The following is a 24,795-nucleotide window of genomic DNA, read 5'->3' as shown; positions in this document are numbered from 1 at the left end:
CCGTTGTCAGTGCGGGGTCGTACGGTGGGTTCCATGCGGCCCGTATCCAACATCGAACGCACGGTGGCGCCTTTCGAGGTCGTCAGCAACTACACGCCAAGCGGCGACCAGCCGGCGGCCATCGCCGACCTGGAGCGGCGCATCAACGCAGGTGAGAAGGACGTCGTCCTACTCGGCGCGACCGGCACCGGCAAGTCCGCCACCACCGCGTGGATGATCGAGAAGCTTCAGCGCCCCACCCTCGTGATGGCGCCGAACAAGACGCTGGCCGCCCAGCTGGCCAACGAGTTCCGAGAGCTCCTCCCGAACAACGCGGTGGAGTACTTCGTCTCGTACTACGACTACTACCAGCCCGAGGCGTACGTCCCTCAGTCGGACACGTACATCGAGAAGGACTCCTCGATCAACGAGGAAGTCGAGCGCCTGCGCCACTCCGCGACGAACTCGCTGCTCACCCGGCGTGACGTGATCGTGGTCGCCTCCGTCTCCTGCATCTACGGCCTCGGCACCCCGCAGGAGTACGTCGACCGGATGGTGTCGCTCAAGGTCGGCGACGAGATCGACCGCGACCAGCTCCTGCGCCGCTTCGTCGACATCCAGTACACCCGGAACGACGTGGCCTTCGCCCGCGGCACCTTCCGGGTGCGCGGGGACACCATCGAGATCTTCCCGGTCTACGAAGAGCTGGCCGTGCGCATCGAGATGTTCGGTGACGAGATCGAGGCGCTCTCCACGCTGCACCCCCTCACCGGCGAGGTCATCAGCGACGACGACCACCTGTACGTCTTCCCGGCCTCGCACTACGTGGCAGGTCCGGAGCGCCTGGAGAAGGCCGTCACCGGCATCGAGAAGGAGCTCGCCGAGCGCCTCGCCGAGCTGGAGAAGCAGGGCAAGATGCTGGAGGCCCAGCGCCTGCGCATGCGCACGACGTACGACCTGGAGATGCTCCGCCAGATCGGCTCCTGCTCCGGCGTCGAGAACTACTCGATGCACTTCGACGACCGCGAGCCCGGCTCCGCCCCGAACACCCTCATCGACTACTTCCCCGAGGACTTCCTCCTCGTCATCGACGAGTCGCACGTCACGGTCCCGCAGATCGGCGCGATGTACGAAGGGGACGCGTCCCGCAAGCGCACCCTGGTGGACCACGGCTTCCGGCTGCCGTCCGCGCTGGACAACCGCCCGCTGAAGTGGGAGGAGTTCCTCGGCCGCATCGGCCAGACGGTCTACCTCTCGGCGACCCCGGGGAAGTACGAGCTGTCGCGCGGCGACGGCTTCGTGGAGCAGATCATCCGCCCCACCGGCCTGATCGACCCCGAGGTCGTGGTCAAGCCCACCGAGGGGCAGATCGACGACCTGGTGCACGAGATCCGCACGCGCACCGAGAAGGACGAGCGCGTCCTGGTCACCACGCTCACCAAGAAGATGGCCGAGGACCTCACCGACTACTTCCTCGAACTGGGCATCCAGGTCCGCTATCTCCACAGCGACGTCGACACCCTGCGCCGCGTCGAGCTCCTGCGCGAACTGCGCGCCGGTGAGTACGACGTCCTGGTCGGCATCAACCTCCTGCGTGAGGGCCTCGACCTGCCCGAGGTCTCCCTGGTGTCGATCCTCGACGCCGACAAGCAGGGCTTCCTGCGCTCCGGCACCTCACTGATCCAGACGATCGGCCGTGCGGCCCGAAACGTCTCCGGTCAGGTCCATATGTACGCGGACAAGGTCACCCCGGCGATGGAGCAGGCCATCGAGGAGACCAACCGCCGCCGCGAGAAGCAGATCGCGTACAACAAGGAGAAGGGACTCGACCCGCAGCCGCTGCGCAAGAAGATCAACGACATCGTGTCGGCGATCGCGCGCGAAGAGGTCGACACGGAGCAGCTGCTGGGCACGGACTACCGCAAGGCGAAGGGGTCCGACGCGGGTACGGCCGGCAAGGCTCCGGTGCCCGCGCTCGGCGGCAAGGCGAACAAGGCCGCCAAGGCGCCCAAGGGCACAGCCGCCGAGAAGGTGCCCACGGACCGGCCCGCTGCCGAACTGGCCGAGCAGATCGAGGAGATGACCGCGCGGATGCGCGTGGCCGCCGGGGACCTCCAGTTCGAGATCGCGGCACGGCTGCGTGACGAGGTGTCAGAGATGAAGAAGGAGCTCAGGCAGATGAGGGAGGCGGGGCAGGCCTAGGCGTACTGCCTGGTGTGTTGCAAGACCGACACAAAGTGCTGCCCGCGGTGGGGCGCTGTCAGTGCCTCTGCATAGGGTGCTGGGCAACCGCACAGACCGGCGGTTGCTCAGGGCAGTTCGAGAGGGGACAGCGCGTGACGGTCAACATGACCAAGGGTCAGGCCATCAACCTGCAGAAGGACGACGGGGGCGCCCTGACCGCGGTGCGCATGGGGCTCGGCTGGCAAGCGGCCCCGAGGCGCGGCCTGTTCGGCACGCGCACGCGTGAGGTCGACCTGGACGCGTCGGCGGTCCTGTTCGCCGACAAGCAGCCGGTGGACGTCGTGTTCTTCCGTCACCTCGTCAGTGACGACGGTTCCGTGCGGCACACCGGTGACAATCTCGTCGGCGGCGTCGGCCAGGGCGGGGACGACGAGGCGATCCTCGTCGACCTGGCGCGGATCCCGGTCCACATCGACCAGATCGTCTTCACGGTGAACTCCTTCACGGGCCAGACGTTCCAGGAGGTGCAGAACGCGTTCTGCCGCCTGGTCGACGAGACCAACGGCCAGGAGCTCGCTCGCTACACCCTCGACGGCGGCGGGCAGTACACCGCGCAGATCATGGCGAAGGTCCACCGCGCGGGCGCGGGCTGGCAGATGACGGCCATCGGCAACCCGGCGAACGGCCGCACGTTCCAGGACCTGATGCCGTCGATCCTGCCGCACCTGTAGACACGCGGCACCGATAAGTACAGAGGGCACGAGGGGGACGTAGGCGATGACGGCCGAGCTGGTCCGGGGGCAGAACCACCCGCTTCCCGAGACCCGTCTGGAGATCCGGGTCTCGATCGGCAAGCCGATCGTGGCGGGGGTCACGCTCAGCGACGAACAGGGCAAGGTGCGCGGCACGGACTGGGTGGCCCATCCCGGCTCACCCACGCTGCCGGGGCTCGAAGTGCCCAGGCAGGCTGCCGCCGACCACCGCCTCGCGGTGGACCTCGGCGCCGTTCCCGAAGCGGTGCACCGGGTCAACGTCCTCCTCGCGCTGCCCGTCGGCGTGGGCGGCCCTGTCAGCTTCGGCTCCCTCGCCGCCCCCTTCGTCGCCGTCACGGCACTGGACGGCACCGAGGTCGCCAGCTACACCATCACCGACCTGGACGCCGAGTCCGCCGTCGTCGCCCTGGAGCTCTACCGCAGGCAGGACGCGTGGAAGGTACGCGCGGTCGGCCAGGGGTACGCGGGCGGCCTCGCCGACATGCTCACCGACCAGGGCCTCCCGCAGGCCCACGAACTGGCGGGCACGATCAACGAAGCGGTGGCCCAGGGCCTCGCACGCTCGGTCGCCGCGCCGCCGCCCCGCCCCTCGGACGAGGCCCGCGTGCGGACGACGGGACAGACCGCCGCCCCCGGCCAGGGAGCCCCGCGCCCGGACGGCACCGCAGGCACCGCCGCCCCCCAGCCGAGCACCCCGGCGACGCACCAGCCGGGCGACGCGAGCGCCGCGGCCGGCGCCCCCGTCAACTACACCCACCCCAGCCGTCGGACCAGCACACCCCCGCCGCCCCCGCCGACCGCGGCACCGGCCGAGCCGGGCAGGAGCGCCCAGCCGGTGGCGGGCGACGCGACGGGCTGGTCCATGGAGGAACGCCTCTACAACCAGGTGTGGGGCATGTTCGAGGACCTGGCCCGCAGCACGGCCGCGTACCGAAGCGCCGTCGACTTCGCCGAGTCCCGCATGGACCAGGAGCTGGACAAGGTCCTCTCCGACCCGCGCAGCCGCATCGGCAACACCGGGGACGTCGCGCGCGAGGCCGCCCGCGCCAAGCACGGCCTGCTCGTCGACCGGGCGAGGGAGGCTCTCGACCGCGACCTGGGCCAGCTCGCCGCCGAGTCCGAGGTCGTCGAGCCCGCCCTTCCCCTGGCGTACGCCGGATGGGACAGCCCCGTCTGGCACGCCTACCGCACGCCCATGGAGATCCCCATGGCGCTGCGCCTGGGCGACCTCCACCTGCCCGAGCGCCCCGAACTGCACATTCCGATGCTGGTCAGGCTGCCCCTGGAGCGCGGCCTGTGGATCGACAGCGGCCGCTCGTCCGGCACGGACTCCCTGGCCGACGCGGACCAGTTGCGCCGCCTCGCCATGGACAGCGCCGTCGCGCACGCGGCGCGGCTGCTCGCGGTCTATCCGGCGGGCGAGTTCACGGTGCACGTCATCGACGCTGCGGGCTCCGCGGCCGGCGCGCTCTCCCCGCTGGTGACGGCGGGGGTCCTCGCCGAGCCCCCGGCCTCCGGCGCGGCCGGCGTCTCCGCCGTGCTCGCCAAGCTCACCCAGCGCGTGGACCTGGTGCAGATGGCGATCCGCGCGGGCGCCGCCGACGCGCTGCCGCCGGACCTGGACATCGCCGAGCAGCTCCTGATCGTCAACGACTTCCCGCACGGTTTCGACGACCGGGCCGTGACCCAGCTCCGCTATCTCGCGGACGAGGGCCCTGCGGTCGGCGTGCACCTGATGATGGTCGCCGACCGCGAGGACGCCGCCGAGTACGGCCCGCTGCTCGACCCCCTCTGGCGCGCGCTCATGCGCCTGACCCCGGTGGCCGACGACCACCTCGCCGACCCCTGGGTCGGTCATGCGTGGACGTACGAGCCGCCGATGACGCCACCCGGCAGCCGGGTGCTCCAGCAGGTCCTGGAGCAGGTCGCACACGCCCGCCGCACGGGCGGTCGCTGACGCGTCGGCGGGTCCGGCGGGTCCGCGGAGTCGGCAGGGGCAGGTGAGCCGTCTCGGCGGCTGCCGGTAAAGCGACTTTTGGCCAGCCTGACCTGGGCTTTTGGCCCTTACTTGCCATCGCCTTTACTAAATCTTGGTGTTTCGCGTACTCTTCTTGCAGCGGAGGGGAGTACTCCCGAACGCGACGTGCCCGTCAATACGGACCGCCATCGGTCCCGGGGCGTCGGCCCGTGGGGCGGTGAGCCGCCCCGGGTGGAAGAGACCTCCGGCAGCGACGACGCTGATCAGTAGCCGTACGACGCCGGAGGCGCAGTGGACGTTTCAATGACCCTTTGGGTGCTCACCATTCTTGGTCTGAGTGCCCTGATCGCGGCCGACTTCTTCATCGGCCGCAAGCCGCACGACGTTTCGATCAGGGAAGCCGGGATCTGGACGGTCGTCTGGATCGTGCTGGCCGCGCTCTTCGGCGTCGGCCTGCTCATCTGGGGCGACGGCAAGGCGTCCGGCGAGTTCTTCGCGGGCTTCATCACCGAGAAGTCGCTCAGTGTCGACAACCTCTTCGTCTTCATCCTGATCATGGCGAAGTTCTCGGTGCCCAGCCATCTCCAGCAGCGGGTGCTGCTCTTCGGTGTGCTGATAGCGCTCGTCCTGCGAGCGATCTTCATCGCCGCCGGCGCCGCGGTCATCGCCAACTTCTCCTGGGTCTTCTACATCTTCGGTGCGTTCCTGATCTACACCGCCTGGAAGCTCATCCAGGAGGCGCGCTCCAGCGAAGAGGAAGAGGAGTGGGAGGAGAACCGCCTCCTGAAGGCCGCCGAGAAGAAGTTCGGCGTCGCCGACCAGTACCACGGCACCAAGCTGTTCATCCAGAAGAACGGCAAGAAGATCATGACGCCGCTCATGATCGTCATGCTCGCCATCGGCACCACCGATGTGCTCTTCGCGATGGACTCGATCCCCGCGATCTTCGGTCTCACCCAGGACCCGTACATCGTCTTCACGGCGAACGCCTTCGCCCTGATGGGTCTGCGCCAGCTGTACTTCCTCATCGGCGGACTGCTCAAGAAGCTGGTCCACCTCAGCTACGGCCTCTCGGTCATCCTGGGCTTCATCGGCGTGAAGCTGGTCCTGCACGCACTGCACGAGAACGGGGTGCACGTCCCCGAGATCTCCATCCCGTTCTCGCTCAGCGTCATCTGCGGTGTCCTGGTCATCACGACGATCACGAGCCTCATCGCCTCCAAGAAGCAGGCGGAGAAGGAGGCCGCGGAGACCGCGGCCGACGAGAACCCGAAGGACAGCATCGAAGCCTGACGGCTTCGTACGTAACAGTCGGCACCAGGGAGTGGCCCGCGACGGATCGTCGCGGGCCACTTCGCGTGCACCGGGGTTCGCGTCGCCCTGAAGTTGTCGCCCTGAAGTAGCGGGGCCACGGCCCCCGGTGCAGCATCGGAGGCATGATCACGCGGCTCCGGACCTTCGCCACCCAGTGGACCGCGGCCGTACCGGTTCTCGCCGTCGTGTTGCTCGCCCTCACCTGGGGGCGCGAGCTGCCGGGCGTGGTCGTGGCCGTGGTGACGCTCGTGCTCGCCGGGGCCGTGCTCGCCGCCGTGCACCACGCCGAGGTGATCGCGCACCGCGTCGGTGAACCCTTCGGCTCGCTCGTCCTCGCGGTCGCCGTGACGATCATCGAGGTCGCGCTGATCGTCACCCTGATGGCCGACGGCGGCGACAAGAGCGCGACCCTGGCCCGCGACACCGTGTTCGCCGCCTTCATGATCACCTGCAACGGCATCATCGGCCTGTGCCTGCTGGTGGGCGCCCTCCGCCACCGCGTCGTCATCTTCCAACCCGAGGGCACGGGCGCCGCTCTCGCGACCGTCGCCACGCTCGCCACCCTCAGCCTGGTCCTGCCGACCTTCACGACGTCCAAGCAGGGCCCGGAGTTCTCCACGGCGCAGCTCGTCTTCGCCGCCCTCGCCTCGCTCGTCCTGTACGGCCTGTTCGTGACGACCCAGACCGTGCGGCACCGCGAGTACTTCCTGCCGATCACCCGCAAGGGCGAGGTGATCGACTCCGAGGACGCCTCGGGGCCCGCCACCCGCACCGCCCTGATCAGCCTGGGCCTGCTCGCCCTCGCGCTGATCGGCGTGGTCGGTCTCGCCAAGGGGGTCTCGCCGACCATCGAGTCCGGCGTGGAAAGCGCAGGAATGCCGCACTCCGTGGTCGGCGTGATCATCGCGCTGCTCGTGCTGCTCCCGGAGACCATCGCGGCCGTGCGCGCCACCCGCCGCGACCGGGTGCAGACCAGCCTCAACCTCGCCCTCGGGTCCGCGATGGCCAGCATCGGCCTGACCATCCCGGCCGTCGCGGTCGCATCGATCTGGCTCTCCGGGCCGCTGGTGCTCGGGCTCGGCCCGACCCACATGGTGCTGCTCGCGCTCACCGTCATCGTCGGCACGCTCACAGTCGTGCCGGGGCGCGCCACGCTCCTTCAGGGCGGCGTCCATCTGGTGCTGTTCGCGGCGTACTTGGAGCTAGCGGTCACGCCGTGAGCTTCCACTGCGCCCGTCGGTCACGCCGTGAGCTTCCACTGCCCCATGCCGCGTCAACTACCCAGCGTGACGGCCGGCTACGGGGGCGTGCGGAGGCGTGGGGAGCTTCCTCAGTACGCTGACGGCATGACGCGCACTCTTGCCAACGCCCCGATCATGATCCTGAACGGCCCCAATCTGAACCTGCTCGGCCAGCGCCAGCCCGAGATCTACGGTTCCGACACGCTCGCCGACGTCGAGGCGCTGTGCGCCAAGGCGGCGGCCGCGCACGGTGGCACCGTGGATCTCCGGCAGAGCAACCACGAGGGTCAGTTGGTGGACTGGATCCACGAGGCACGCGAGCACCACGCGGGCATCGTCATCAACCCCGCCGCGTACTCGCACACGTCAGTGGCGATCCTGGACGCGCTCAACACCTGTGACGGAATGCCGGTGTTGGAGGTCCACATCTCCAACATCCATCAGCGTGAGGCGTTCCGGCACCACTCGTACGTCTCCCAGCGCGCGGACGGCGTCATCGCGGGGTGCGGTGTGCAGGGGTACGCGTTCGCGGTGGAGCGGGTGGCCGCGCTGGTCGGCGCGGCCTGAACCCGAGGGCGTACGGGGCTCACCAGCCCCGCCGGCGCCACTCCTGAAGGTGCGGGCGCTCGGTGCCCAGCGTCGTGTCGTTTCCATGTCCGGGATAGACCCAGGTCTCGTCGGGCAGCGCGCCGAAGATCTTCGTCTCGACGTCGTCCAGCAGGCTCGCGAAGGCCTTCGGGTCCTGGTGCGTGTTGCCGATGCCGCCGGGGAAGAGGCAGTCGCCGGTGAAGACGTGCGGGTGGCCGTGCGGGTCGTCGTACACGAGGGCGATCGAGCCCGGCGTGTGGCCCACGAGGTGGCGCGCGGTGAGCGAGACGTGGCCGACGTTCACGGTGTCGCCGTCCGAGAGCGGGACGTCCGTGGGCACGGGGATGCCGGCGGCGTCCTCGCGCCCCGCGTAGGTCCGGGCGCCGGTGGCCTCGACGACCGCGGCGAGGGCCTGCCAGTGATCGCCGTGCTGATGGGTGGTGACGACGGACGCGATGCCGTCGTCACCGATCAGCGTGAGCAGTGTCGAGGAGTCGTTCGCCGCGTCGATCAGGAGTTGCTCGTCCGTGGCCCGGCAGCGCAGCAGATAGGCGTTGTTGTCCATCGGGCCGACCGCGACCTTCGAGATCATCAGGTCCTGCAGCTCGTGCACGTCCGCGCCGCCGCCGACCTTCACTGCTCCGCTGTACGTCATGTGACTCAGCCTATAGCGGGGGCAGGGCGGGCAGGAGGCCGCCTTCGGCCGTCAAGGCGGAGCCGTCGCGACGGCCGGAGAGCCAGCCGAGGAGGTCGGCCTGGCGGCCGGTGACCGTGATGTCCACGGGGGTTTCGTAGCCGCTCTTGATCTGTTCGAGAGTGGCGCCCTCGACGCGTCCCGTGTAGTGCCCCCGGCCGTCGTCCTGCCTGATGAGCAGCGCGGGCAGCCCCCGGGCGTTCCGGAACCGGTTGGTGAGGAAGTCGATCTCCCGCTGCGTGAATTCCTCCGAGAGGTCCTCCAGCTCGTAGCCGATCCCCAGGTCCACGTGATGCAGCTCGACCTCGATCCACCGCCGGAAGGGCACGTTCGCCGCCGAGTCAGTGACTCCGTTGCGCAGCTCCACGGTGCGGGACCAGTCGGAGGGGATCGCGCCCGCGGCCTCGAAGCGCTCCGCGGACTCCCGCACGTCGAGCAGCTGCTCCGCCAGCGGCCGCGGCGCGTCCCGCTCGATGTCCGCGTCCCGTGCGTCCCCGCTGACGTACATGGGCCGCCCGGCGAGGACATTGACGAGCGCGTCCGCGTTCCGGGCGAGGTGGGCGAGGACGTGGCCGCGGGTCCAGCCCGGAAGGCGTGACGGCTCCGCGGTCGAATCGTTGTTCAGTTTCGCGGCTGCTGTGAGCAGCCGGTCGGTCGCGTCACGTACAGACGCCAGGTCGGGCGCATGATCAATCATGCGCCCGACGATAGTCGCGCCACACGTTCGGGTGAAGGTCTCCGAGCGGCACCGCAAATCGAATGCACGTGCTATATGGTCGGGTGCGGCATCGGGCATTCTTGGTGGTCCGGGTTTGTTATCAACCAGGGCATCCGCCCCGGCGTTGTCAGTGGCTCGCCCTAGTCTGTGAATGACGGGGGTCCCGCCCCTGTCACTTCTCTCTAGAAAGGTGCGGACCGGCGTGGCCGACCGTCTCATCGTCCGTGGCGCGCGCGAGCACAATCTCAAGAACGTCTCGCTCGACCTCCCGCGCGACTCCCTCATCGTCTTCACCGGGCTCTCCGGGTCGGGCAAGTCCTCGCTCGCGTTCGACACGATCTTCGCCGAGGGCCAGCGGCGGTACGTGGAGTCGCTCTCCTCGTACGCCCGGCAGTTCCTCGGTCAGATGGACAAGCCGGACGTCGACTTCATCGAGGGCCTCTCGCCCGCGGTCTCCATCGACCAGAAGTCGACCTCGCGCAACCCGCGCTCCACGGTCGGCACGATCACGGAGGTCTATGACTACCTCCGCCTGCTCTTCGCGCGCATCGGCAAGCCGCACTGCCCCGAGTGCGGGCGCCCCATCGCACGGCAGTCCCCGCAGGCCATCGTCGACAAGGTCCTGGAACTGCCGGAAGGCAGCCGTTTCCAGGTCCTCTCGCCGCTGGTCCGCGAGCGGAAGGGCGAGTTCGTCGACCTCTTCGCCGACCTCCAGACGAAGGGCTACAGCCGCGCGCGGGTCGACGGCACGACGATCCAGCTCTCCGAGCCGCCCACGCTGAAGAAGCAGGAGAAGCACACCATCGAGGTGGTCATCGACCGCCTCACGGTGAAGGACTCCGCCAAGCGCCGCCTGACCGACTCCGTGGAGACCGCGCTCGGCCTCGCCGGCGGCATGGTCGTCCTCGACTTCGTCGACCTCCCCGAGGACGACCCCGAGCGTGAGCGCATGTACTCGGAGCACCTGTACTGCGCGTACGACGACCTGTCCTTCGAGGAGCTCGAGCCCCGCTCCTTCTCCTTCAACTCGCCCTTCGGCGCCTGCCCGGACTGCTCGGGCATCGGCACGCGCATGGAGGTCGACCCCGAGCTGATCGTCCCGGACGAGGACAAGTCCCTCGACGAGGGCGCCATCCACCCCTGGTCGCACGGCCACACGAAGGACTACTTCGGGCGGCTCGTCGGCGCGCTCGCCGACGCGCTCGGCTTCGCCACGGACATGCCCTGGGCCGGACTCCCGCAGCGCGCCAAGAAGGCCCTCCTGAACGGCCACAAGACGCAGATCGAGGTGCGCTACCGGAACCGGTACGGCCGCGAGCGGGTCTACACCACCGCCTTCGAAGGCGCCGTCCCCTTCGTCAAGCGCCGCCACAGCGAGGCCGAGAGCGACACGAGCCGCGAGCGCTTCGAGGGCTACATGCGCGAGGTGCCCTGCCCCACCTGTGAGGGCACGCGACTCAAGCCGATCGTCCTGGCCGTCACGGTCATGGGCAGGTCCATCGCCGAGGTCGCCGCGATGTCCATCAGCGACTGCGCGGACTTCCTCGCCGAGCTGAAGCTGGGCGCCCGCGACAAGAAGATCGCCGAGCGCGTCCTGAAGGAGGTCAACGAACGGCTGCGGTTCCTGGTCGACGTAGGCCTGGACTACCTCTCGCTGAACCGCGCCGCGGGCACCCTCTCCGGAGGCGAGGCCCAGCGCATCCGCCTCGCCACGCAGATCGGCTCGGGCCTCGTCGGCGTGCTCTACGTACTGGACGAGCCGTCCATCGGCCTGCACCAGCGCGACAACCACCGCCTGATCGAGACCCTCGTGCGCCTGCGCGACATGGGCAACACACTCATCGTCGTCGAGCACGACGAGGACACCATCAAGGTCGCCGACTGGGTCGTCGACATCGGCCCCGGCGCGGGCGAGCACGGCGGCAAGGTCGTGCACAGCGGCTCCATGAAGGAGCTGCTCGACAACCCGGACTCGGTGACCGGGCAGTATCTGGCGGGCAAGAAGTCCATCCCGGTGCCGGACATCCGCCGCCCCGCGGACCCCACCCGCCGGCTGACGGTGCACGGCGCCCGGGAGAACAACCTCCAGGACATCGACGTCTCCTTCCCGCTCGGCGTCCTCACCGCCGTCACGGGTGTCTCGGGCTCCGGCAAGTCGACGCTCGTGAACGACATCCTCTACACGCACCTGGCGCGCGAGCTGAACGGCGCACGGTCCGTGCCCGGACGGCACACGCGCGTGGACGGCGACGACCTCGTCGACAAGGTCGTGCACGTCGACCAGTCGCCCATCGGTCGCACCCCGCGGTCGAACCCGGCGACGTACACCGGAGTCTTCGACCACGTCCGCAGGCTCTTCGCGGAGACGATGGAGGCGAAGGTCCGGGGCTATCTCCCCGGCCGCTTCTCCTTCAACGTCAAGGGTGGTCGCTGCGAGAACTGCTCCGGTGACGGCACGATCAAGATCGAGATGAACTTCCTGCCGGATGTGTACGTCCCTTGCGAGGTCTGCCACGGGGCGCGCTACAACCGCGAGACGCTGGACGTCCACTACAAGGGCAAGTCCATCGCCGAGGTCCTGGACATGCCGATCGAGGAGGCGCTCGACTTCTTCGAGGCGGTGCCTGCCATCTCCCGGCACCTGCGCACGCTCAACGACGTGGGCCTCGGGTACGTCCGGCTCGGCCAGCCCGCGCCGACCCTCTCCGGTGGTGAGGCCCAGCGCGTGAAGCTCGCCTCCGAGCTCCAGAAGCGCTCGACGGGACGGACGGTCTACGTACTCGACGAGCCGACCACCGGTCTGCACTTCGAGGACATCAGCAAGCTGATCACGGTCCTGTCCGGCCTGGTCGACAAGGGCAACACGGTCATCGTCATCGAGCACAACCTCGACGTCATCAAGACCGCGGACTGGGTCGTCGACATGGGCCCCGAGGGCGGCAACGGCGGCGGTCTGGTCGTCGCCGAGGGCACGCCCGAGGAGGTCGCCGGGGTTCCGACGAGCCACACGGGCAAGTTCCTGCAGAACATCTTGACCGCGGAGGTTCCTGCACAGGGGCGGGCACCGGTGCGGAAGGCCGCAGCGAAGAAGGTGGTGGCCTCGGCGGCGGTGAAGAAGTCGGCGACGGCGAAGGCTGCCGCCAAGACAGCCACGGCGAAGAAAGCCACCACCAAGAAGGCCACCACGAAGAAGGCTGTTGCTGCCCCGAAGAAGGCGACCAAGGCTCGTAAGGCCTGATGTAGCCGCGCATCCCCGTCCCCGGAGCGTGGTGGCTGGTCGCGCCCCGCGGCGGAGCCGCTGATGTCGCAGCCCCGCGCCCCTGTGGGGCGCCGCTCCTGAAGGGGCGCTGACGACGCGCTGTGAACGGGCCGCCGGACAAGCTCATCCCCTTGTCCGGCGGCCCGTTCACGTGGTCGCCTTGGCCGCATGACCGTACGCACTGAACGTGAAGGACCCGTCACCACCATCGTGTTGTCGCGTCCCGACGTGCGGAACGCCGTCGACGGGCCCACCGCCCAGGCCCTCGCCGACGCGTTCCGTGACTTCGACGCCGATCCCGACGCGTCCGTCGCCGTGCTGTGGGGCGAGGGCGGTACGTTCTGCGCCGGTGCGGACCTCAAGGCCATCGGGACGCCGACCGGGAACGAGGTGACCGAGAAGGGCGACGGGCCCATGGGGCCGACCCGCATGCGGCTCTCCAAGCCCGTCATCGCGGCGATCTCCGGGCACGCGGTCGCCGGAGGCCTGGAGCTCGCGCTCTGGTGCGATCTGCGGGTCGCCGACGAAGACGCTGTACTGGGAGTCTTCTGCCGCCGCTGGGGCGTCCCGCTCATCGACGGCGGGACCGTGCGGCTGCCCCGACTCATCGGCGAGAGCCGGGCCATGGACCTGGTGCTCACCGGCCGCCCCGTCCCCGCCCCGGAGGCCCTTGCGATGGGCCTGGTCAACCGGACCGTGCCGCCGGGCACGTCCCGCGCCGCGGCCGAACGCCTCGCCGCCGAGATCGCCGCGTTCCCCCAGACCTGCCTCAGGAACGACCGGCTCTCCGTACGGGAACAAGAGGGCCTGACCGAGGAGGACGCGATGGCGGGTGAACTCCGCCACGGCCTGCGGTCCCTCGCCGAGGCGGCGGACGGCGCGGCGAAGTTCGCCGCGGGGGGCGGGTCGGCACGGCGCCTTCACGGACGGCGGGGGAGACGCGGCCACCCGCTGACCAGCCGAGGGCCCTGTCGACCAGCCGAGGGCCCCGTCGAGCGGCCGGAGGCCCCCGCTGGCTAGCCTGCGGCGGGCGCGGCCTGCGGCTCCAGGAACTGCATGTCCAGCTGGATCTTCACCACGTCACCGAGCAGCCCGGAGCCGAAGTCGAGCCCGTAGTCACCTCGGCTGATCTCCCCGGTCGCCTCGAAGCCCGCATGGCGCCGGTCGTCGCCGGGGAAGGCCTGGAGTCCGCCGAACTCGACGGCGAGAGTGATCGGCCGCGTCACGTCACCGATGGTCAGCTCGCCCTCCAACGTCCACTCGTCCTCCTTGCCGATGACCCGCGTCGAGCGGAACGTCATCGTGGGGCGGCGCTCCACGTCAAGCAGGTCCGGCGCGCGGACGTGCGCGTCGCGGTCCTTGTTGCCCGTGTCGATCGACGCCAGGGCGATGGTCGCCGTCACCGACGAGGTCTCGGCGCTCTCGCCCACGACGAGACCGGCCGTCACCTCCGTGAACCGGCCCCGCACCTTCGAGATCCCGAGGTGGCGGATGGTGAAGTTGACGGCGGAGTGGAAGGGGTCGATCTCCCAGCTCCCCGCGGGGAGCGGAAGCGCGGTCGTCGCGGTGGCGGTACTCGTGTGGTCGCTAGTCATGCCATCCACGATGCGAGGCAGCCGACGAGTGAGGAAGGCCGAGGCGAGACTGGTAGTGACAGGGCCACGATCCGGTCCGCCGGCGGCTGGTACGTTCGGCCGGTGAGCGACAACGAGCTGGGCACCTTCCTGCGCACCTGCCGTGAAGCGGTCACGCCCGCCGATGTCGGGCTCCCCACAGGACCCCGGCGCCGCACACCGGGCCTGCGCCGCTCCGAGGTCGCCACGCTCGCCGGCGTCAGTGTCGAGTACCTCGCCCGCCTCGAACAGGGCCGGGACCGCCACCCGTCAGCGCAGGTCATGGGCGCGCTCGCCGACGCCCTGCGGCTCTCCGTGGGGGAGCGCTTCCACCTGCGCCGCCTGGAGAAGGAGAAGAGCGGCGACCCCTGCTGTCCGACGGTGAGCGAGCCGTCCCGGTCGGTGCGCCCCACCGTGCGGGCGCTCGTCGACCGTCTGGAACCGGCCCCCGCCGTCCTGCTCAACCGGCTGAGCGACGTCCTCGCGTACACCTCGGGCTACGAGCGGATCGTGGGGCCCATGGGGCTCCTCGACGACGAGCGGCCCAACCTCATCCGGTTCCTGTTCACCGACGAGCGGGCCCGTGCCGCCTACCCCGAGTGGGACGGCGTCGCCGACGAGCAGGTCGCGTTGCTGCGGGTCGGGTCCATGCTGAGCGACCCCCACGCCGAGGGATTCGCCGACGAGTTGACCGTCATCGCCGGTGCCCCTTTCGCGGACCGCATGAAGGTCGTGCCGCGGCTGCCCCGGCCCAGCGGCGTCGAACGCATGACGCACCCGGAGGTCGGTCCGGTGCGTCTTGCGTACGAGACGCTGACCCTGCCCGACGCCGACGGCCAGCGCCTGGTCGTCCACCTCCCGGCCGACGAAGCCTCGTCGGCCGCGCTCGACCGCCTCAACGGCCGTCGGCCGGGCGGCCTCCGCGCGGTGACGGGCTGAGAGCCTCACGCCGACTCCGCCCTGCCCGGCCCCGCCCCGGCAGGAGGCCGGTTCAGGCTATCGATACCCAGCCCAGCCCAGCCCAGCCCAGCCGCAGGGCAGGGGCATGCGTCCCGGCCCCCCTGGCCTCAGAGCACGGGACCGACCGCCCTCACCCCAACTCCTTCGCGTACGGCGGCTCCGCCCCAGCGCGGGACACGGTGACGGCCGCCGCGCGTGCCGCGAAGCGCAGGACATCGGCCCAGCTGTCCTCGCCGAGCCCGGCGAGTGACTCAACGGACAGTGCGTCCCGTGTGGAAAGCCCGTGCAGCAGGGCCGCGTTGACCGTGTCGCCCGCTCCGATCGTGTCCACCACGTCGACCTGCTCGCCCGGCACCGACCACTCGTCGCCGTCCCGCGTGAAGACGGTGAGTCCCTCGCCGCCCCGCGTCATCACCACCGCGCCAGGGCCGGACGCGAGCCACTCCCGCGGCGTGCCGCCGAGCCAACTCGCGTCGTCCTCGGACAACTTGAGCAGGGAGACCGAAGGCAGCCAGTTCTTGAACCGGGCCCGGTAGGCGTCCGCTTCCGGGATCAGACCCGCACGGACGTTGGGGTCGAGCGCCGTGAAGACGCCCCGCGCCGCCTCCCGGCGCATCAGCTCCTCGTACGCGCTCGCGCCCGGCTCCAGGACGAGCGAGCACGTGCCGAACGACACCGCGCGTACGCCGTCGGGCAGCCGCTCCGGGGCCGTGAAGAGCCGGTCCGCCGTGCCCTCGACGTAGAAGGAGTATCCGGCGGAGCCGTCCGCGCCGATCGAGGCCACCGCGAGCGTCGTCGGCTCGGCGCCCCGCTGGACGTACGACACCTCGACACCCGCGGCCCGCAACCCGTCGACCAGCGCGTCGCCGAACGCGTCGGCCGAGATCCGCGAACAGAAGGCGACGGGGGAGCCGAGGCGGCCGAGGGCCACGGCGGTGTTGTACGGGCCGCCGCCGAGCCGCGGGGCGAGCGCGGGCAATCCGGCGCCGACGCCGGCGGGTCCTTGTGGGACGAGGTCGATCAAGGCCTCTCCTGCGACGACTATCACGGGTGGTTCCTCTCGGCTCAGCGGTCGTGCTCCCCGGCTTCCGCCACAGGCTAGGGCTTACCGGCCGACCCGGCCCGACACGGGCGGCACTCGGGCACGGCCGCGCCCAACGCGGGCAAACGGTGCCCCAGCGGTATGGTCTGATCCGTCACCGAAGCGCCTGACCTGTGGAGATTCCATGCCCGGCACGCCGCCCCCCGCCCGCCGCGCTGTGCTGCGCGCCGCCGCCCTCGTCCCGGCCGCCGGTCTGGGCATCACGGCCTGCTCTTCCGGCGACGGCGATGGTGACGGCGGCTCCAACCGCTCGGCGCCGACCGCGCCCGTGGACCTCGGGAAGTCCGACGAGGTGGAGGTCGGCGCATCGAAGCTCTACACCGGCGAGAACGTCGTCGTGAGCCGCATCGCGGACGACGAGTACAAGGCGTTCAGCACGATCTGCACGCACGAGAAGTGCCCCATCAACAAGCTCGAGGGACACAAGCTCATCTGCCCCTGCCACGGCAGCCAGTTCGACGCCACGAACGGCAAGGTGCTGCACGCCCCCGCGGTCAGGCCGCTGGAGGAGCTGCCGGTGAAGGTGGAGGACGGCAAGATCGTCGCGGGTTGAGGGGCGGCGCGGCCGTTCAGCCCCTGGCCGTGTTCACTCCCAGTCCCACGCGATCCCCAGGATCCCGGCCCGCACCTGCGGCTCCACGAGGTGCACCGACCGGTGGCTCCCGCTCAGCGTCAGTTCCTGGCGCCCGCCGCGCGGCGCGGCCTGCGAATGCTGGGCGAAGCGGTGGCAGCGTACGGGCAGTGCGCCCTCGTCGAACCGCACCTGGAGGGCGTACTGCCCGCCCGCGAAGGTGAAGCCCCGGAAGTACTCGGTGGCCGCCCCCGCCGTGCCGTCCTCGAAGCCGTAGCGGAACAGGTGTGTGTCGCCCGCGCGCAGGCGCGCGTCGAAGAGCAGTTCGGCGACGAGGACACCCGTCTCGTGGTGCCGGCGCACCCGTCCCGTGCGGCAGTTCTCCAGGGCGTGGACGTCGATGTGGTCCGGTACGCAGCCGGGGTCGCCGCGGTAGATCGCGAGGTAGCGGTCGATGTTGTCCCGGTGGGCCCGCACCACGTGCTGCGAGTCGCGGCCAAGGAGTTCGCGGCGCCCGCCGATCCGTACCCGCTCGTGGTGGCCGACGGTGTGCAGGCCGCCGTCGAGCGGTGACCCGAGACCGGTGATCAGCTCCTGGAGGACGTCGGACGATTCCAGGAGGGAGCGGTAGGAGCGGGCGGCGGGGCGTTCGCAGTCGGTGTGCTGGGAGGGCTTGGCGAGGAGCCGGATCAGTGACTCCTCGGGGAGTTCGAGGATCTCCTCCAGGGCGCGCACGGCGCGGAGCGACTCGGTGCGCTGGGGGCGTCGCGCACCCTGCTGCCAGTAACTCAGGCTCGTCACACCGACGTTGACGCCCTGCCGCGCGAGATGATGCCGTACGCGTTGCAGGGGAAGGCGCCGTGCGGCGATCGCGGCCCGCAGCGCCACGTGGAAGGGGCCGGTGCGCAGGGCGGCCTCCAGGTCCGCAGGCGCGCCGTCCGCGAGCTGTGTGCCGTGCCGCATCGCAAGACCCTTCTGTGAACATTCACATCGGCCGTCCGGGCGTACGCGCCGGTCGGGGCAGGCCACCAGGTGGACGTACGAGGGGTGTTCACATCCGTACGCCGCCGTTCACGGCCCAAGTAATCCCGCATTGAACCTTGTTGACCTGCACCCGACAACACTCGATGCTCAATCGCAGCGTCCGGACGCGCTCCTCCACCCCTCACCCCCCGCTCGGGAGGAACGCGATGCGCCAACGAATCAGCAGGTACAGCGGACGCAGACGGTTGTCCGCGCTCGCCCTCGTGGCGGCGGCCCTGGTCGCCGCGCCGGCGGCCACGGCCACGGCCGCCCCCGACGACCCGTCCGTTCTCGCCGCCAAGCGCCTGAACATCACGATGCAGGCCCAGCAGAAGACCAACTGGTGCTGGGCCGCCGGCGGGAACACGATCGCCACCTTCTACGGCAAGAACTACAGCCAGAACCAGTTCTGCAACGCCGCCTTCGGGCGCAGCCAGAACACCGAGTGCCCCAACAACCAGGCCACGCTGGGCAACGTACAGAACGGCCTGGAGTGGGCGGGGATCAACCCCGGTTCCTACGTCAACGGCTGGCTGCGCTACCCGACCGTGCAGGCCGAGATCAACGCGGGCCGTCCGGTCGAGACCCGCATCCTGTGGTCGAACGGCGGCGGTCACATGCACGTCCTCTACGGGTACGACGACGCGAGCAGCTGGGTCTACTGGGGCGACCCGTGGCCCTCCAACAACCGCTACAACTGGGCCTCGCACAGCTGGTACGTCAACAACAACACCTTCTCCTGGACCCACTCGCTGTACCGGATCGGGGCGTGAGCGCGATGAACCGTCACCTTCCACGTCACCTGCTGAGGGCCACGCTCGCCGGATCGGCGGCCACTTTGCTGCTCGGCCTCGCGGCGCCGCACGCCACCGCGGACTCCGGTCCTTCGGACGCCTCCGCCGCTTCCCGTGAGGCGGCCCACGACGCCGCGAGCGCACCCAAGACCCTCGAGACGCTCTCCCGCTTCTTCGCCCGGGAAGGGGCCGTCAGCAAGGCCGCGGCGGATCCGCGCGTGCGGGGCGGCGAGGCCGTGCCCGTGCGCTACCTTTCCCCGGAGTTCGTCGCCGGCAAGAAGGGCGCGCCGGTTGCCCGCGTGGAGTTCCTCGCCAGCAAGGCGGTCTCCTCCGACGGGCAGGAAGCCTCCCTGTGGGCGGTGAAACAGGGCGGCTCCTGGCAGGTCGTGAACATCGCCACCGGGGACGACGAGACGCACTACGCGCGCGTGGGCGCCGACAAGCTCCCCGGGGGCACCGTTTTCCACGAACCGCAGATCAACGCCTGGTACGTCCAGGGGCGGGGCCGGGTGCTACCGCTGGACGCGGACGCGCAGCGTGCCGTGGGCGCGGGCGGGGCTTCGGTCGCCGCCTATCAGAAGCGCGTGCACGCCGCGTACGCCGACAAGCTGCCGGGGTCCGCGTACGCGAGGTCCGGCAAGGCGGGGGGCTTCGCCCCGAAGGAGCGGGCCACGGAGCCCCCGGCGGCTCCGGCGCCGGCTCGGGCCGCGGCTTCGGCCGAGGGCCCCGGGACGGTCGCCTCCTCCGCGGCCGGAGCGGGTGCCCTGGCCGCCCTCGGCCTCTCCGCGGCGGCCGTACTGCGCCACCGCCGCACCCGGCAGCACGGCTGACCGCCCCCGGCCTCCGGCCGGGGGTTCCCCACCGCCCACCCGCCCTTCAGGGCGGGTGGGCTCAAGGGCACAGGCTCGGGGGGCGGGCTCCAGGCGTCGCGCGGACGCCCCCGGCGAGCGGAAAGCGAGGGCTCAGGCCGGTGGGATCCGGGCGGGGCGGGGCACCCCCTCCGAGCCCTGACTGTCAGCCCCCGCCAGTAGGGTGTGGAGCATGGCAGACCCCTCCAGCTACCGCCCCAAGCCGGGACAGATCCCCGACTCGCCGGGGGTCTATCGGTTCCGCGACGAACACCGCCGGGTGATCTACGTCGGCAAGGCGAAAAGCCTGCGCCAGCGCCTGGCCAGCTACTTCCAGGACCTGACGAACCTGCACCCGCGGACGGCCACGATGGTGACGACGGCCGCGTCCGTCGAGTGGACGGTGGTCTCCACCGAGGTCGAGGCGCTGCAGCTGGAGTACTCCTGGATCAAGGAGTACGACCCCCGGTTCAACGTCAAGTACCGCGACGACAAGAGCTATCCGTACCTCGCGGTGACGATGAACGAAGAGTTCCCGCGCGTGCAGGTGATGCGCGGCCAGAAGAAGAAGGGCGTCCGCTACTTCGGTCCGTACGGCCACGCGTGGGCGATCCGCGACACCGTGGACCTCCTCCTGCGGGTGTTCCCCGTCCGCACCTGCTCGGCCGGAGTCTTCAAGAACGCCGAGCGCACCGGCCGCCCCTGCCTCCTGGGCTACATCGGCAAGTGCGCAGCCCCCTGCGTGGAGCGGGTCACCCCGCAGGAGCACCGTGAACTCGCCGAGGATTTCTGCGAGTTCATGACGGGGCGCACGGGCGCGTACATCCGCAGGATCGAGCGGCAGATGGCCGAGGCCGCCGACGACATGGAGTACGAGAAGGCGGCCCGCCTGCGCGACGACATCGGGGCCCTCAAGAAGGCCATGGAGAAGAGCGCCGTCGTCCTCGCCGACGCCACGGACGCCGACCTCATCGCCCTCGCCGAGGACGAGCTGGAGGCGGCCGTCCAGATCTTCCACGTACGCGGCGGCCGCGTCCGCGGTCAGCGCGGCTGGGTCACCGACAAGGTCGAGGCGGTCACCAGCGGTGACCTCGTCGAGCACGCCCTCCAGCAGCTCTATGGAGAGGAGAGCGGGGACTCCGTACCGAAGGAAGTCCTCGTCCCCGCGCTGCCCGACCCCATAGAGCCCGTCCAGGAGTGGCTCACTGAGCGCCGCGGTTCGAACGTCTCGCTGCGCATCCCGCAGCGCGGCGACAAGAAGGCGCTCATGGAGACCGTCGCGCGCAATGCCCAGCAGTCGCTCGTGCTGCACAAGACCAAGCGCGCCTCCGACCTGACCACCCGCTCCCGCGCCCTGGAGGAGATCGCCGAGGCGCTCGAACTGGACAGCGCCCCGCTGCGCATCGAGTGCTACGACATCTCGCATCTCCAGGGTGACGACGTCGTGGCCTCGATGGTCGTCTTCGAGGACGGCCTCGCACGCAAGAGCGAGTACAGGCGCTTCCAGATCAAGGGCTTCGAGGGTCAGGACGACGTCCGCTCCATGCATGAGGTGCTCACGCGCCGCTTCAAGCGATATCTCTCCGACAAGGAGAAGACGGGCGAGTGGGACCCCGACGGCGAGCAGGAGGGCCTGACCGAGGAGGACGGCCGCCCCAAGCGTTTCGCCTACCCGCCCCAGCTCGTCGTCGTGGACGGCGGCCAGCCGCAGGTCGCTGCCGCCCAGCGGGCCCTGGACGAGCTCGGCATCGACGACATCGCGGTGTGCGGCCTCGCCAAGCGCCTCGAAGAGGTCTGGGTGCCGGGCGACGACGACCCGGTGATCCTGCCGCGCACGAGCGAAGGCCTGTACCTTCTCCAGCGGGTACGCGACGAGGCGCACCGCTTCGCGATCACCTATCAGCGCGCCAAGCGTGCCAAGCGCTTCAAGGCCGGGCCGCTGGATGCCGTGCCGGGCCTGGGCGAGGCGCGCAAGCAGACGCTGATCAAGCACTTCGGTTCGGTGAAGAAGCTGCGATCCGCGACAATCGATCAGATCTGTGAGGTTCCGGGCATAGGCCGCAAGACGGCCGAGGCCATCGTCGGGGCCCTGGCCGCCGCGGCACCCGTGGCACCCGCCGTGAACACGGCGACCGGAGAGATCATTGAAGAGGAGGAGCCCGCGAGCGCGGGATCCTCGAGCGATGGCGAGGAGTCCGTGTCCGCGGGCACCTCAGAGGAACGACGGGGGCAGGAGACATGAACGAGCACGACGAAGGCGGCGAGCAAGTGAGTACGGGCACGACCATCACGCCAGGTGAGACCGCCGAGGTGGTCCCCGAGCTGGTGATCATCTCCGGCATGTCGGGAGCCGGACGCAGCACCGCGGCGAAGTGTCTCGAGGACCTCGGCTGGTTCGTCGTCGACAACCTGCCGCCCGCGCTGATCCCCACCATGGTGGAGCTCGGCGCCCGCTCGCAGGGGAACGTCGCCCGCATCGCGGTCGTCGTCGACGTACGAGGCCGCCGCTTCTTCGACAATCTGCGCCAGTCCCTCGCGGACCTGGAGGCCAAGCACGTCACCCGGCGGATCGTGTTCCTGGAGTCCTCGGACGACGCCCTGGTGCGCCGCTTCGAGTCGGTCCGCCGCCCGCACCCGCTGCAGGGCGACGGCCGCATCGTGGACGGCATCGCGGCCGAGCGTGAGCTCCTGCGCGAGCTGCGCGGCGACGCCGACCTGGTGATCGACACGTCCAGCCTGAACGTGCACGAGCTGCGCGCCAAGATGGACGCATCGTTCGCGGGCGAGGAGGAGCCCGAGCTGCGGGCCACCGTCATGTCCTTCGGCTTCAAGTACGGCCTGCCGGTCGACGCGGACCTCGTCGTGGACATGCGCTTCTTGCCCAATCCGCACTGGGTCCCGGAGCTGCGCCAGTACACCGGGCTCAACGAAGAGGTGGCGGCGTACGTCTTCAACCAGCCGGGCGCCAAGGAGTTCCTCGACCGGTACGCCGAGCTGCTCCAGCTCATCGCCGCGGGGTACCGCCGCGAGGGCAAGCGTTACGTGACGATCGCGGTCGGCTGCACGGGCGGCAAGCACCGCTCCGTCGCCATGTCGGAGAAGCTCGCAGCGCGCCTCGTGTCCGAGGGCGTCGAGACCGTCCTCGTCCATCGGGACATGGGGCGAGAGTGAAGGCTTCACTGCGGCTGAACCGTCTGGGCCGCAAGCGGGGCACTCAGCCCAAGGTGGTGGCGCTCGGCGGCGGGATGGGCCTGTCCGCGTCACTGGCAGGGTTGCGCCGCATCACCGGTGATCTCACCGCCGTGGTCACCGTCGCCGACGACGGCGGTTCCAGCGGGCGGCTCCGTGACGAGCTGGGCGTCCTGCCGCCCGGCGACCTGCGCAAGGCGCTCGCCGCCCTGTGCGGGGACGACGACTGGGGGCAGACCTGGGCGCGTGTCATCCAGCACCGCTTCCAGTCCAAGGGCGATCTGCACGAGCACGCGGTCGGCAATCTGCTGATCGTCGCCCTGTGGGAGCAGCTCGGCGACCACGTCCAGGCCCTCGACCTTGTCGGCAAGCTCCTCGGCGCGCACGGACGTGTGCTGCCCATGTCCGCGGTCCCGCTGGAGCTGCAGGCCCTGGTCAAGGGGCACGACCCGGAGCGCCCGGACGAGGTGGACACGGTGCGCGGGCAGGCCACGGTGGCGCTCACCCCGGGTGAGGTGCAGTCCGTGCACGTCGTCCCGCGCGACCCGCCGGCCGTCCCCGAAGCGGTCGCCGCGGTGCTCGACGCGGACTGGGTGGTGCTCGGCCCCGGCTCGTGGTTCTCCTCGGTGATCCCCCATCTGCTCGTCCCCGAACTGCTCGACGCGCTCATCGAGACGAAGGCCCGCAGGGTGCTCTCGCTCAACCTCGCGCCGCAACCCGGTGAAACCGATGGGTTCTCTCCGCAGCGTCATTTGGAGGTTTTGGCCCGACACGCCCCTAAACTCGCCCTGGACGTGGTGCTGGCCGACGACGCCGCCGTGCCCGACCGTGAGTCACTCACCGATGCCGCCAAGCGGCTCGGCGCCACGGTCGAGCTGGCGCCGGTGGCCAGGCACGATGGCACTCCGAGGCACGATCCGGAGCTCCTGGCCACCGCGTACGACCGTATTTTTCGGATGCATGGAAGGATCGGCCCATGGCGATGACGGCAGCGGTGAAGGACGAGATCTCCCGGCTTCCCGTCACCCGGACCTGCTGCAGAAAGGCAGAGGTCTCGGCCATCCTGCGGTTCGCGGGCGGCCTTCACCTGGTGAGCGGCCGCATCGTGATCGAGGCGGAGCTGGACACGGCGATGGCCGCGCGACGGCTGAAGCGGGACATTCTCGAGATCTTCGGGCACAGCTCGGAGCTGATCGTGATGGCTCCGGGCGGGCTGCGGCGCGGCTCGCGCTATGTCGTACGGGTCGTGGCGGGCGGCGATCAGCTGGCCCGGCAGACGGGCCTCGTGGACGGCCGTGGCCGCCCCATCAGGGGGCTGCCGCCACAGGTGGTCTCGGGGGCCACCTGTGACGCCGAGGCGGCTTGGCGCGGGGCGTTCCTGGCGCACGGCTCGCTGACCGAGCCGGGGCGCTCCTCGTCCCTTGAGGTGACCTGCCCGGGTCCGGAGGCGGCGCTCGCCCTGGTCGGCGCCGCGCGCAGGCTGCAGATCGCGGCCAAGGCCCGTGAGGTGCGCGGCGTGGACCGCGTCGTCGTCCGGGACGGAGACGCGATCGGCGCCCTGCTTACCCGGCTCGGCGCCCACGAGTCGGTGCTCGCCTGGGAAGAGCGGCGGATGCGCCGCGAGGTGCGCGCCACGGCCAACCGCCTGGCCAACTTCGACGACGCGAACCTGCGCCGCTCGGCCCGCGCGGCCGTCGCCGCCGGCGCCCGCGTGCAGCGCGCCCTGGAGATCCTCGGCGACGAGGTCCCCGAGCACCTCGCGGCGGCCGGACGGCTGCGCATGGAGCACAAGCAGGCCTCCCTGGAGGAGCTCGGCGCGCTCGCCGAGCCGGTCCTGACGAAGGACGCGGTCGCGGGCCGTATCCGCAGGCTGCTCGCCATGGCGGACAAGCGGGCACAGGACCTGGGGATCCCGGGTACGGAGTCCAATCTGAGCGAGGAACTCGCCGACAACATGGCGGTCTGAC

At 70.3% G+C, this 24,795-nt stretch carries 20 protein-coding genes and 1 pseudogene; 16 read left to right on the top strand and 5 right to left on the bottom strand.

All coding sequences use genetic code 11. From position 1 onward, the window contains the following. The first annotated feature begins 33 nt into the window (after positions 1-33). The 6 genes from uvrB (at position 34) to aroQ (ending at position 8,036) form a co-directional block, all read left to right on the top strand. Positions 34-2,181, top strand: a complete 2,148-nt coding sequence (gene uvrB / locus AC5P1C_RS12840) for an excinuclease ABC subunit UvrB (protein WP_493865892.1) — start codon at positions 34-36, stop codon at positions 2,179-2,181. Positions 2,182-2,315: 134 nt separating this feature from the next. Next, the gene (locus AC5P1C_RS12835) at positions 2,316-2,894 is read left to right on the top strand and encodes a TerD family protein (protein ID WP_367040717.1); all 579 of its coding nucleotides are present in this window, start codon (positions 2,316-2,318) and stop codon (positions 2,892-2,894) included. 46 nt (positions 2,895-2,940) lie between these two features. Beyond that, positions 2,941-4,893, top strand: a complete 1,953-nt coding sequence (locus tag AC5P1C_RS12830; RefSeq protein ID WP_493865891.1) for a TerD family protein — start codon at positions 2,941-2,943, stop codon at positions 4,891-4,893. Positions 4,894-5,217: 324 nt separating this feature from the next. Beyond that, on the top strand, positions 5,218-6,207 hold the full coding sequence (locus tag AC5P1C_RS12825; protein WP_493865890.1) for a TerC family protein: 990 nt from the start codon (positions 5,218-5,220) through the stop codon (positions 6,205-6,207). Between the two features lie 143 nt (positions 6,208-6,350). Beyond that, complete coding sequence (locus AC5P1C_RS12820; protein WP_493865889.1) at positions 6,351-7,448, top strand: calcium:cation antiporter; 1,098 nt, start codon at positions 6,351-6,353, stop codon at positions 7,446-7,448. A gap of 126 nt (positions 7,449-7,574) precedes the next feature. Continuing rightward, a complete protein-coding gene (aroQ, locus tag AC5P1C_RS12815) occupies positions 7,575-8,036 on the top strand; it encodes a type II 3-dehydroquinate dehydratase (protein ID WP_363314384.1) in 462 nt (153 codons plus the stop codon). Between the two features lie 19 nt (positions 8,037-8,055). Here the strand turns inward: aroQ and AC5P1C_RS12810 are convergent, their stop codons facing one another. Continuing rightward, a complete protein-coding gene (locus AC5P1C_RS12810) occupies positions 8,056-8,712 on the bottom strand; it encodes an MBL fold metallo-hydrolase (RefSeq protein WP_493865888.1) in 657 nt (218 codons plus the stop codon). 10 nt (positions 8,713-8,722) lie between these two features. Next, the gene (locus AC5P1C_RS12805) at positions 8,723-9,448 is read right to left on the bottom strand and encodes a maleylpyruvate isomerase family mycothiol-dependent enzyme (protein WP_493865887.1); all 726 of its coding nucleotides are present in this window, start codon (positions 9,446-9,448) and stop codon (positions 8,723-8,725) included. A gap of 223 nt (positions 9,449-9,671) precedes the next feature. Between AC5P1C_RS12805 and uvrA the strand changes: the two genes are divergently transcribed. Together uvrA and AC5P1C_RS12795 are read left to right on the top strand one after the other, a co-directional pair. Beyond that, positions 9,672-12,707 carry an excinuclease ABC subunit UvrA gene (uvrA, locus tag AC5P1C_RS12800; protein WP_493865886.1) on the top strand — a complete coding sequence of 1,012 codons (3,036 nt, stop codon included), beginning with the start codon at positions 9,672-9,674 and terminating at the stop codon, positions 12,705-12,707. 189 nt (positions 12,708-12,896) lie between these two features. Next, positions 12,897-13,683, top strand: a pseudogene (locus AC5P1C_RS12795) (crotonase/enoyl-CoA hydratase family protein). A gap of 61 nt (positions 13,684-13,744) precedes the next feature. Here AC5P1C_RS12795 and AC5P1C_RS12790 read toward each other — a convergent pair. Further along, positions 13,745-14,323: a YceI family protein gene (locus AC5P1C_RS12790; protein WP_493865885.1), complete on the bottom strand. Its 579-nt coding sequence runs from the start codon at positions 14,321-14,323 to the stop codon at positions 13,745-13,747. A gap of 102 nt (positions 14,324-14,425) precedes the next feature. Here AC5P1C_RS12790 and AC5P1C_RS12785 point away from each other — a divergent pair, with 102 nt between their 5' ends. Then, positions 14,426-15,280 (top strand): helix-turn-helix domain-containing protein, encoded by an 855-nt coding sequence (locus AC5P1C_RS12785; RefSeq protein ID WP_493865884.1) that lies wholly within the window; start codon positions 14,426-14,428, stop codon positions 15,278-15,280. A 151-nt stretch (positions 15,281-15,431) separates the two neighbouring features. Here AC5P1C_RS12785 and AC5P1C_RS12780 read toward each other — a convergent pair whose 3' ends face one another. After that, positions 15,432-16,349 carry a carbohydrate kinase family protein gene (locus AC5P1C_RS12780; RefSeq protein ID WP_493865883.1) on the bottom strand — a complete coding sequence of 306 codons (918 nt, stop codon included), beginning with the start codon at positions 16,347-16,349 and terminating at the stop codon, positions 15,432-15,434. A gap of 178 nt (positions 16,350-16,527) precedes the next feature. Between AC5P1C_RS12780 and AC5P1C_RS12775 the strand changes: the two genes are divergently transcribed. Then, positions 16,528-16,956, top strand: a complete 429-nt coding sequence (locus AC5P1C_RS12775) for a Rieske (2Fe-2S) protein (RefSeq protein WP_493865882.1) — start codon at positions 16,528-16,530, stop codon at positions 16,954-16,956. A 33-nt stretch (positions 16,957-16,989) separates the two neighbouring features. On the opposite strand, the gene AC5P1C_RS12770 is transcribed toward AC5P1C_RS12775, so the two are convergent. Further along, the gene (locus AC5P1C_RS12770) at positions 16,990-17,937 is read right to left on the bottom strand and encodes a hypothetical protein (protein ID WP_493865881.1); all 948 of its coding nucleotides are present in this window, start codon (positions 17,935-17,937) and stop codon (positions 16,990-16,992) included. A gap of 227 nt (positions 17,938-18,164) precedes the next feature. Here AC5P1C_RS12770 and AC5P1C_RS12765 point away from each other — a divergent pair, with 227 nt between their 5' ends. The 6 genes from AC5P1C_RS12765 to whiA all read left to right on the top strand — a co-directional run bounded on the left by AC5P1C_RS12765 (position 18,165) and on the right by whiA (position 24,794). Beyond that, positions 18,165-18,770: a papain-like cysteine protease family protein gene (locus AC5P1C_RS12765; protein ID WP_493865880.1), complete on the top strand. Its 606-nt coding sequence runs from the start codon at positions 18,165-18,167 to the stop codon at positions 18,768-18,770. Positions 18,771-18,775: 5 nt separating this feature from the next. Next, positions 18,776-19,621 (top strand): hypothetical protein, encoded by an 846-nt coding sequence (locus AC5P1C_RS12760; protein WP_493866054.1) that lies wholly within the window; start codon positions 18,776-18,778, stop codon positions 19,619-19,621. A gap of 211 nt (positions 19,622-19,832) precedes the next feature. Continuing rightward, complete coding sequence (uvrC, locus tag AC5P1C_RS12755; protein WP_493865879.1) at positions 19,833-21,881, top strand: excinuclease ABC subunit UvrC; 2,049 nt, start codon at positions 19,833-19,835, stop codon at positions 21,879-21,881. Further along, positions 21,878-22,810 carry an RNase adapter RapZ gene (gene rapZ, locus AC5P1C_RS12750; RefSeq protein ID WP_493865878.1) on the top strand — a complete coding sequence of 311 codons (933 nt, stop codon included), beginning with the start codon at positions 21,878-21,880 and terminating at the stop codon, positions 22,808-22,810. Before uvrC ends, rapZ begins: the two co-directional genes overlap by 4 nt. Further along, a complete protein-coding gene (locus AC5P1C_RS12745; RefSeq protein ID WP_493866053.1) occupies positions 22,699-23,814 on the top strand; it encodes a gluconeogenesis factor YvcK family protein in 1,116 nt (371 codons plus the stop codon). Before rapZ ends, AC5P1C_RS12745 begins: the two co-directional genes overlap by 112 nt. Next, entirely contained in the window at positions 23,805-24,794 is a 990-nt protein-coding gene (gene whiA / locus AC5P1C_RS12740; RefSeq protein ID WP_493865877.1) for a DNA-binding protein WhiA, read from the top strand. The genes AC5P1C_RS12745 and whiA overlap by 10 nt, the downstream gene beginning before the upstream one ends. The last annotated feature ends 1 nt before the right edge of the window (position 24,795 follow it).

This window comes from Streptomyces sp. A18 (genome assembly GCF_059026065.1).
This window is presented reverse-complemented; position numbering and strand designations above follow the sequence as displayed.

What these genes read in the sequence shown, in the direction of transcription:
- AC5P1C_RS12760 (WP_493866054.1), top strand. Translation starts at nt 18,776, where the DNA reads ATGAACCGTCACCTTCCACGTCACCTGCTGAGGGCCACGCTCGCCGGA.
- AC5P1C_RS12805 (WP_493865887.1), bottom strand. Translation starts at nt 9,448, where the DNA reads ATGATTGATCATGCGCCCGACCTGGCGTCTGTACGTGACGCGACCGAC.
- AC5P1C_RS12825 (WP_493865890.1), top strand. Translation starts at nt 5,218, where the DNA reads ATGACCCTTTGGGTGCTCACCATTCTTGGTCTGAGTGCCCTGATCGCG.
- AC5P1C_RS12770 (WP_493865881.1), bottom strand. Translation starts at nt 17,937, where the DNA reads ATGCGGCACGGCACACAGCTCGCGGACGGCGCGCCTGCGGACCTGGAG.
- AC5P1C_RS12765 (WP_493865880.1), top strand. Translation starts at nt 18,165, where the DNA reads ATGCGCCAACGAATCAGCAGGTACAGCGGACGCAGACGGTTGTCCGCG.
- aroQ (WP_363314384.1), top strand. Translation starts at nt 7,575, where the DNA reads ATGACGCGCACTCTTGCCAACGCCCCGATCATGATCCTGAACGGCCCC.
- AC5P1C_RS12775 (WP_493865882.1), top strand. Translation starts at nt 16,528, where the DNA reads ATGCCCGGCACGCCGCCCCCCGCCCGCCGCGCTGTGCTGCGCGCCGCC.
- whiA (WP_493865877.1), top strand. Translation starts at nt 23,805, where the DNA reads ATGGCGATGACGGCAGCGGTGAAGGACGAGATCTCCCGGCTTCCCGTC.
- AC5P1C_RS12810 (WP_493865888.1), bottom strand. Translation starts at nt 8,712, where the DNA reads ATGACGTACAGCGGAGCAGTGAAGGTCGGCGGCGGCGCGGACGTGCAC.
- AC5P1C_RS12790 (WP_493865885.1), bottom strand. Translation starts at nt 14,323, where the DNA reads ATGACTAGCGACCACACGAGTACCGCCACCGCGACGACCGCGCTTCCG.
- uvrB (WP_493865892.1), top strand. Translation starts at nt 34, where the DNA reads ATGCGGCCCGTATCCAACATCGAACGCACGGTGGCGCCTTTCGAGGTC.
- AC5P1C_RS12820 (WP_493865889.1), top strand. Translation starts at nt 6,351, where the DNA reads ATGATCACGCGGCTCCGGACCTTCGCCACCCAGTGGACCGCGGCCGTA.
- AC5P1C_RS12830 (WP_493865891.1), top strand. Translation starts at nt 2,941, where the DNA reads ATGACGGCCGAGCTGGTCCGGGGGCAGAACCACCCGCTTCCCGAGACC.
- rapZ (WP_493865878.1), top strand. Translation starts at nt 21,878, where the DNA reads ATGAACGAGCACGACGAAGGCGGCGAGCAAGTGAGTACGGGCACGACC.
- uvrC (WP_493865879.1), top strand. Translation starts at nt 19,833, where the DNA reads ATGGCAGACCCCTCCAGCTACCGCCCCAAGCCGGGACAGATCCCCGAC.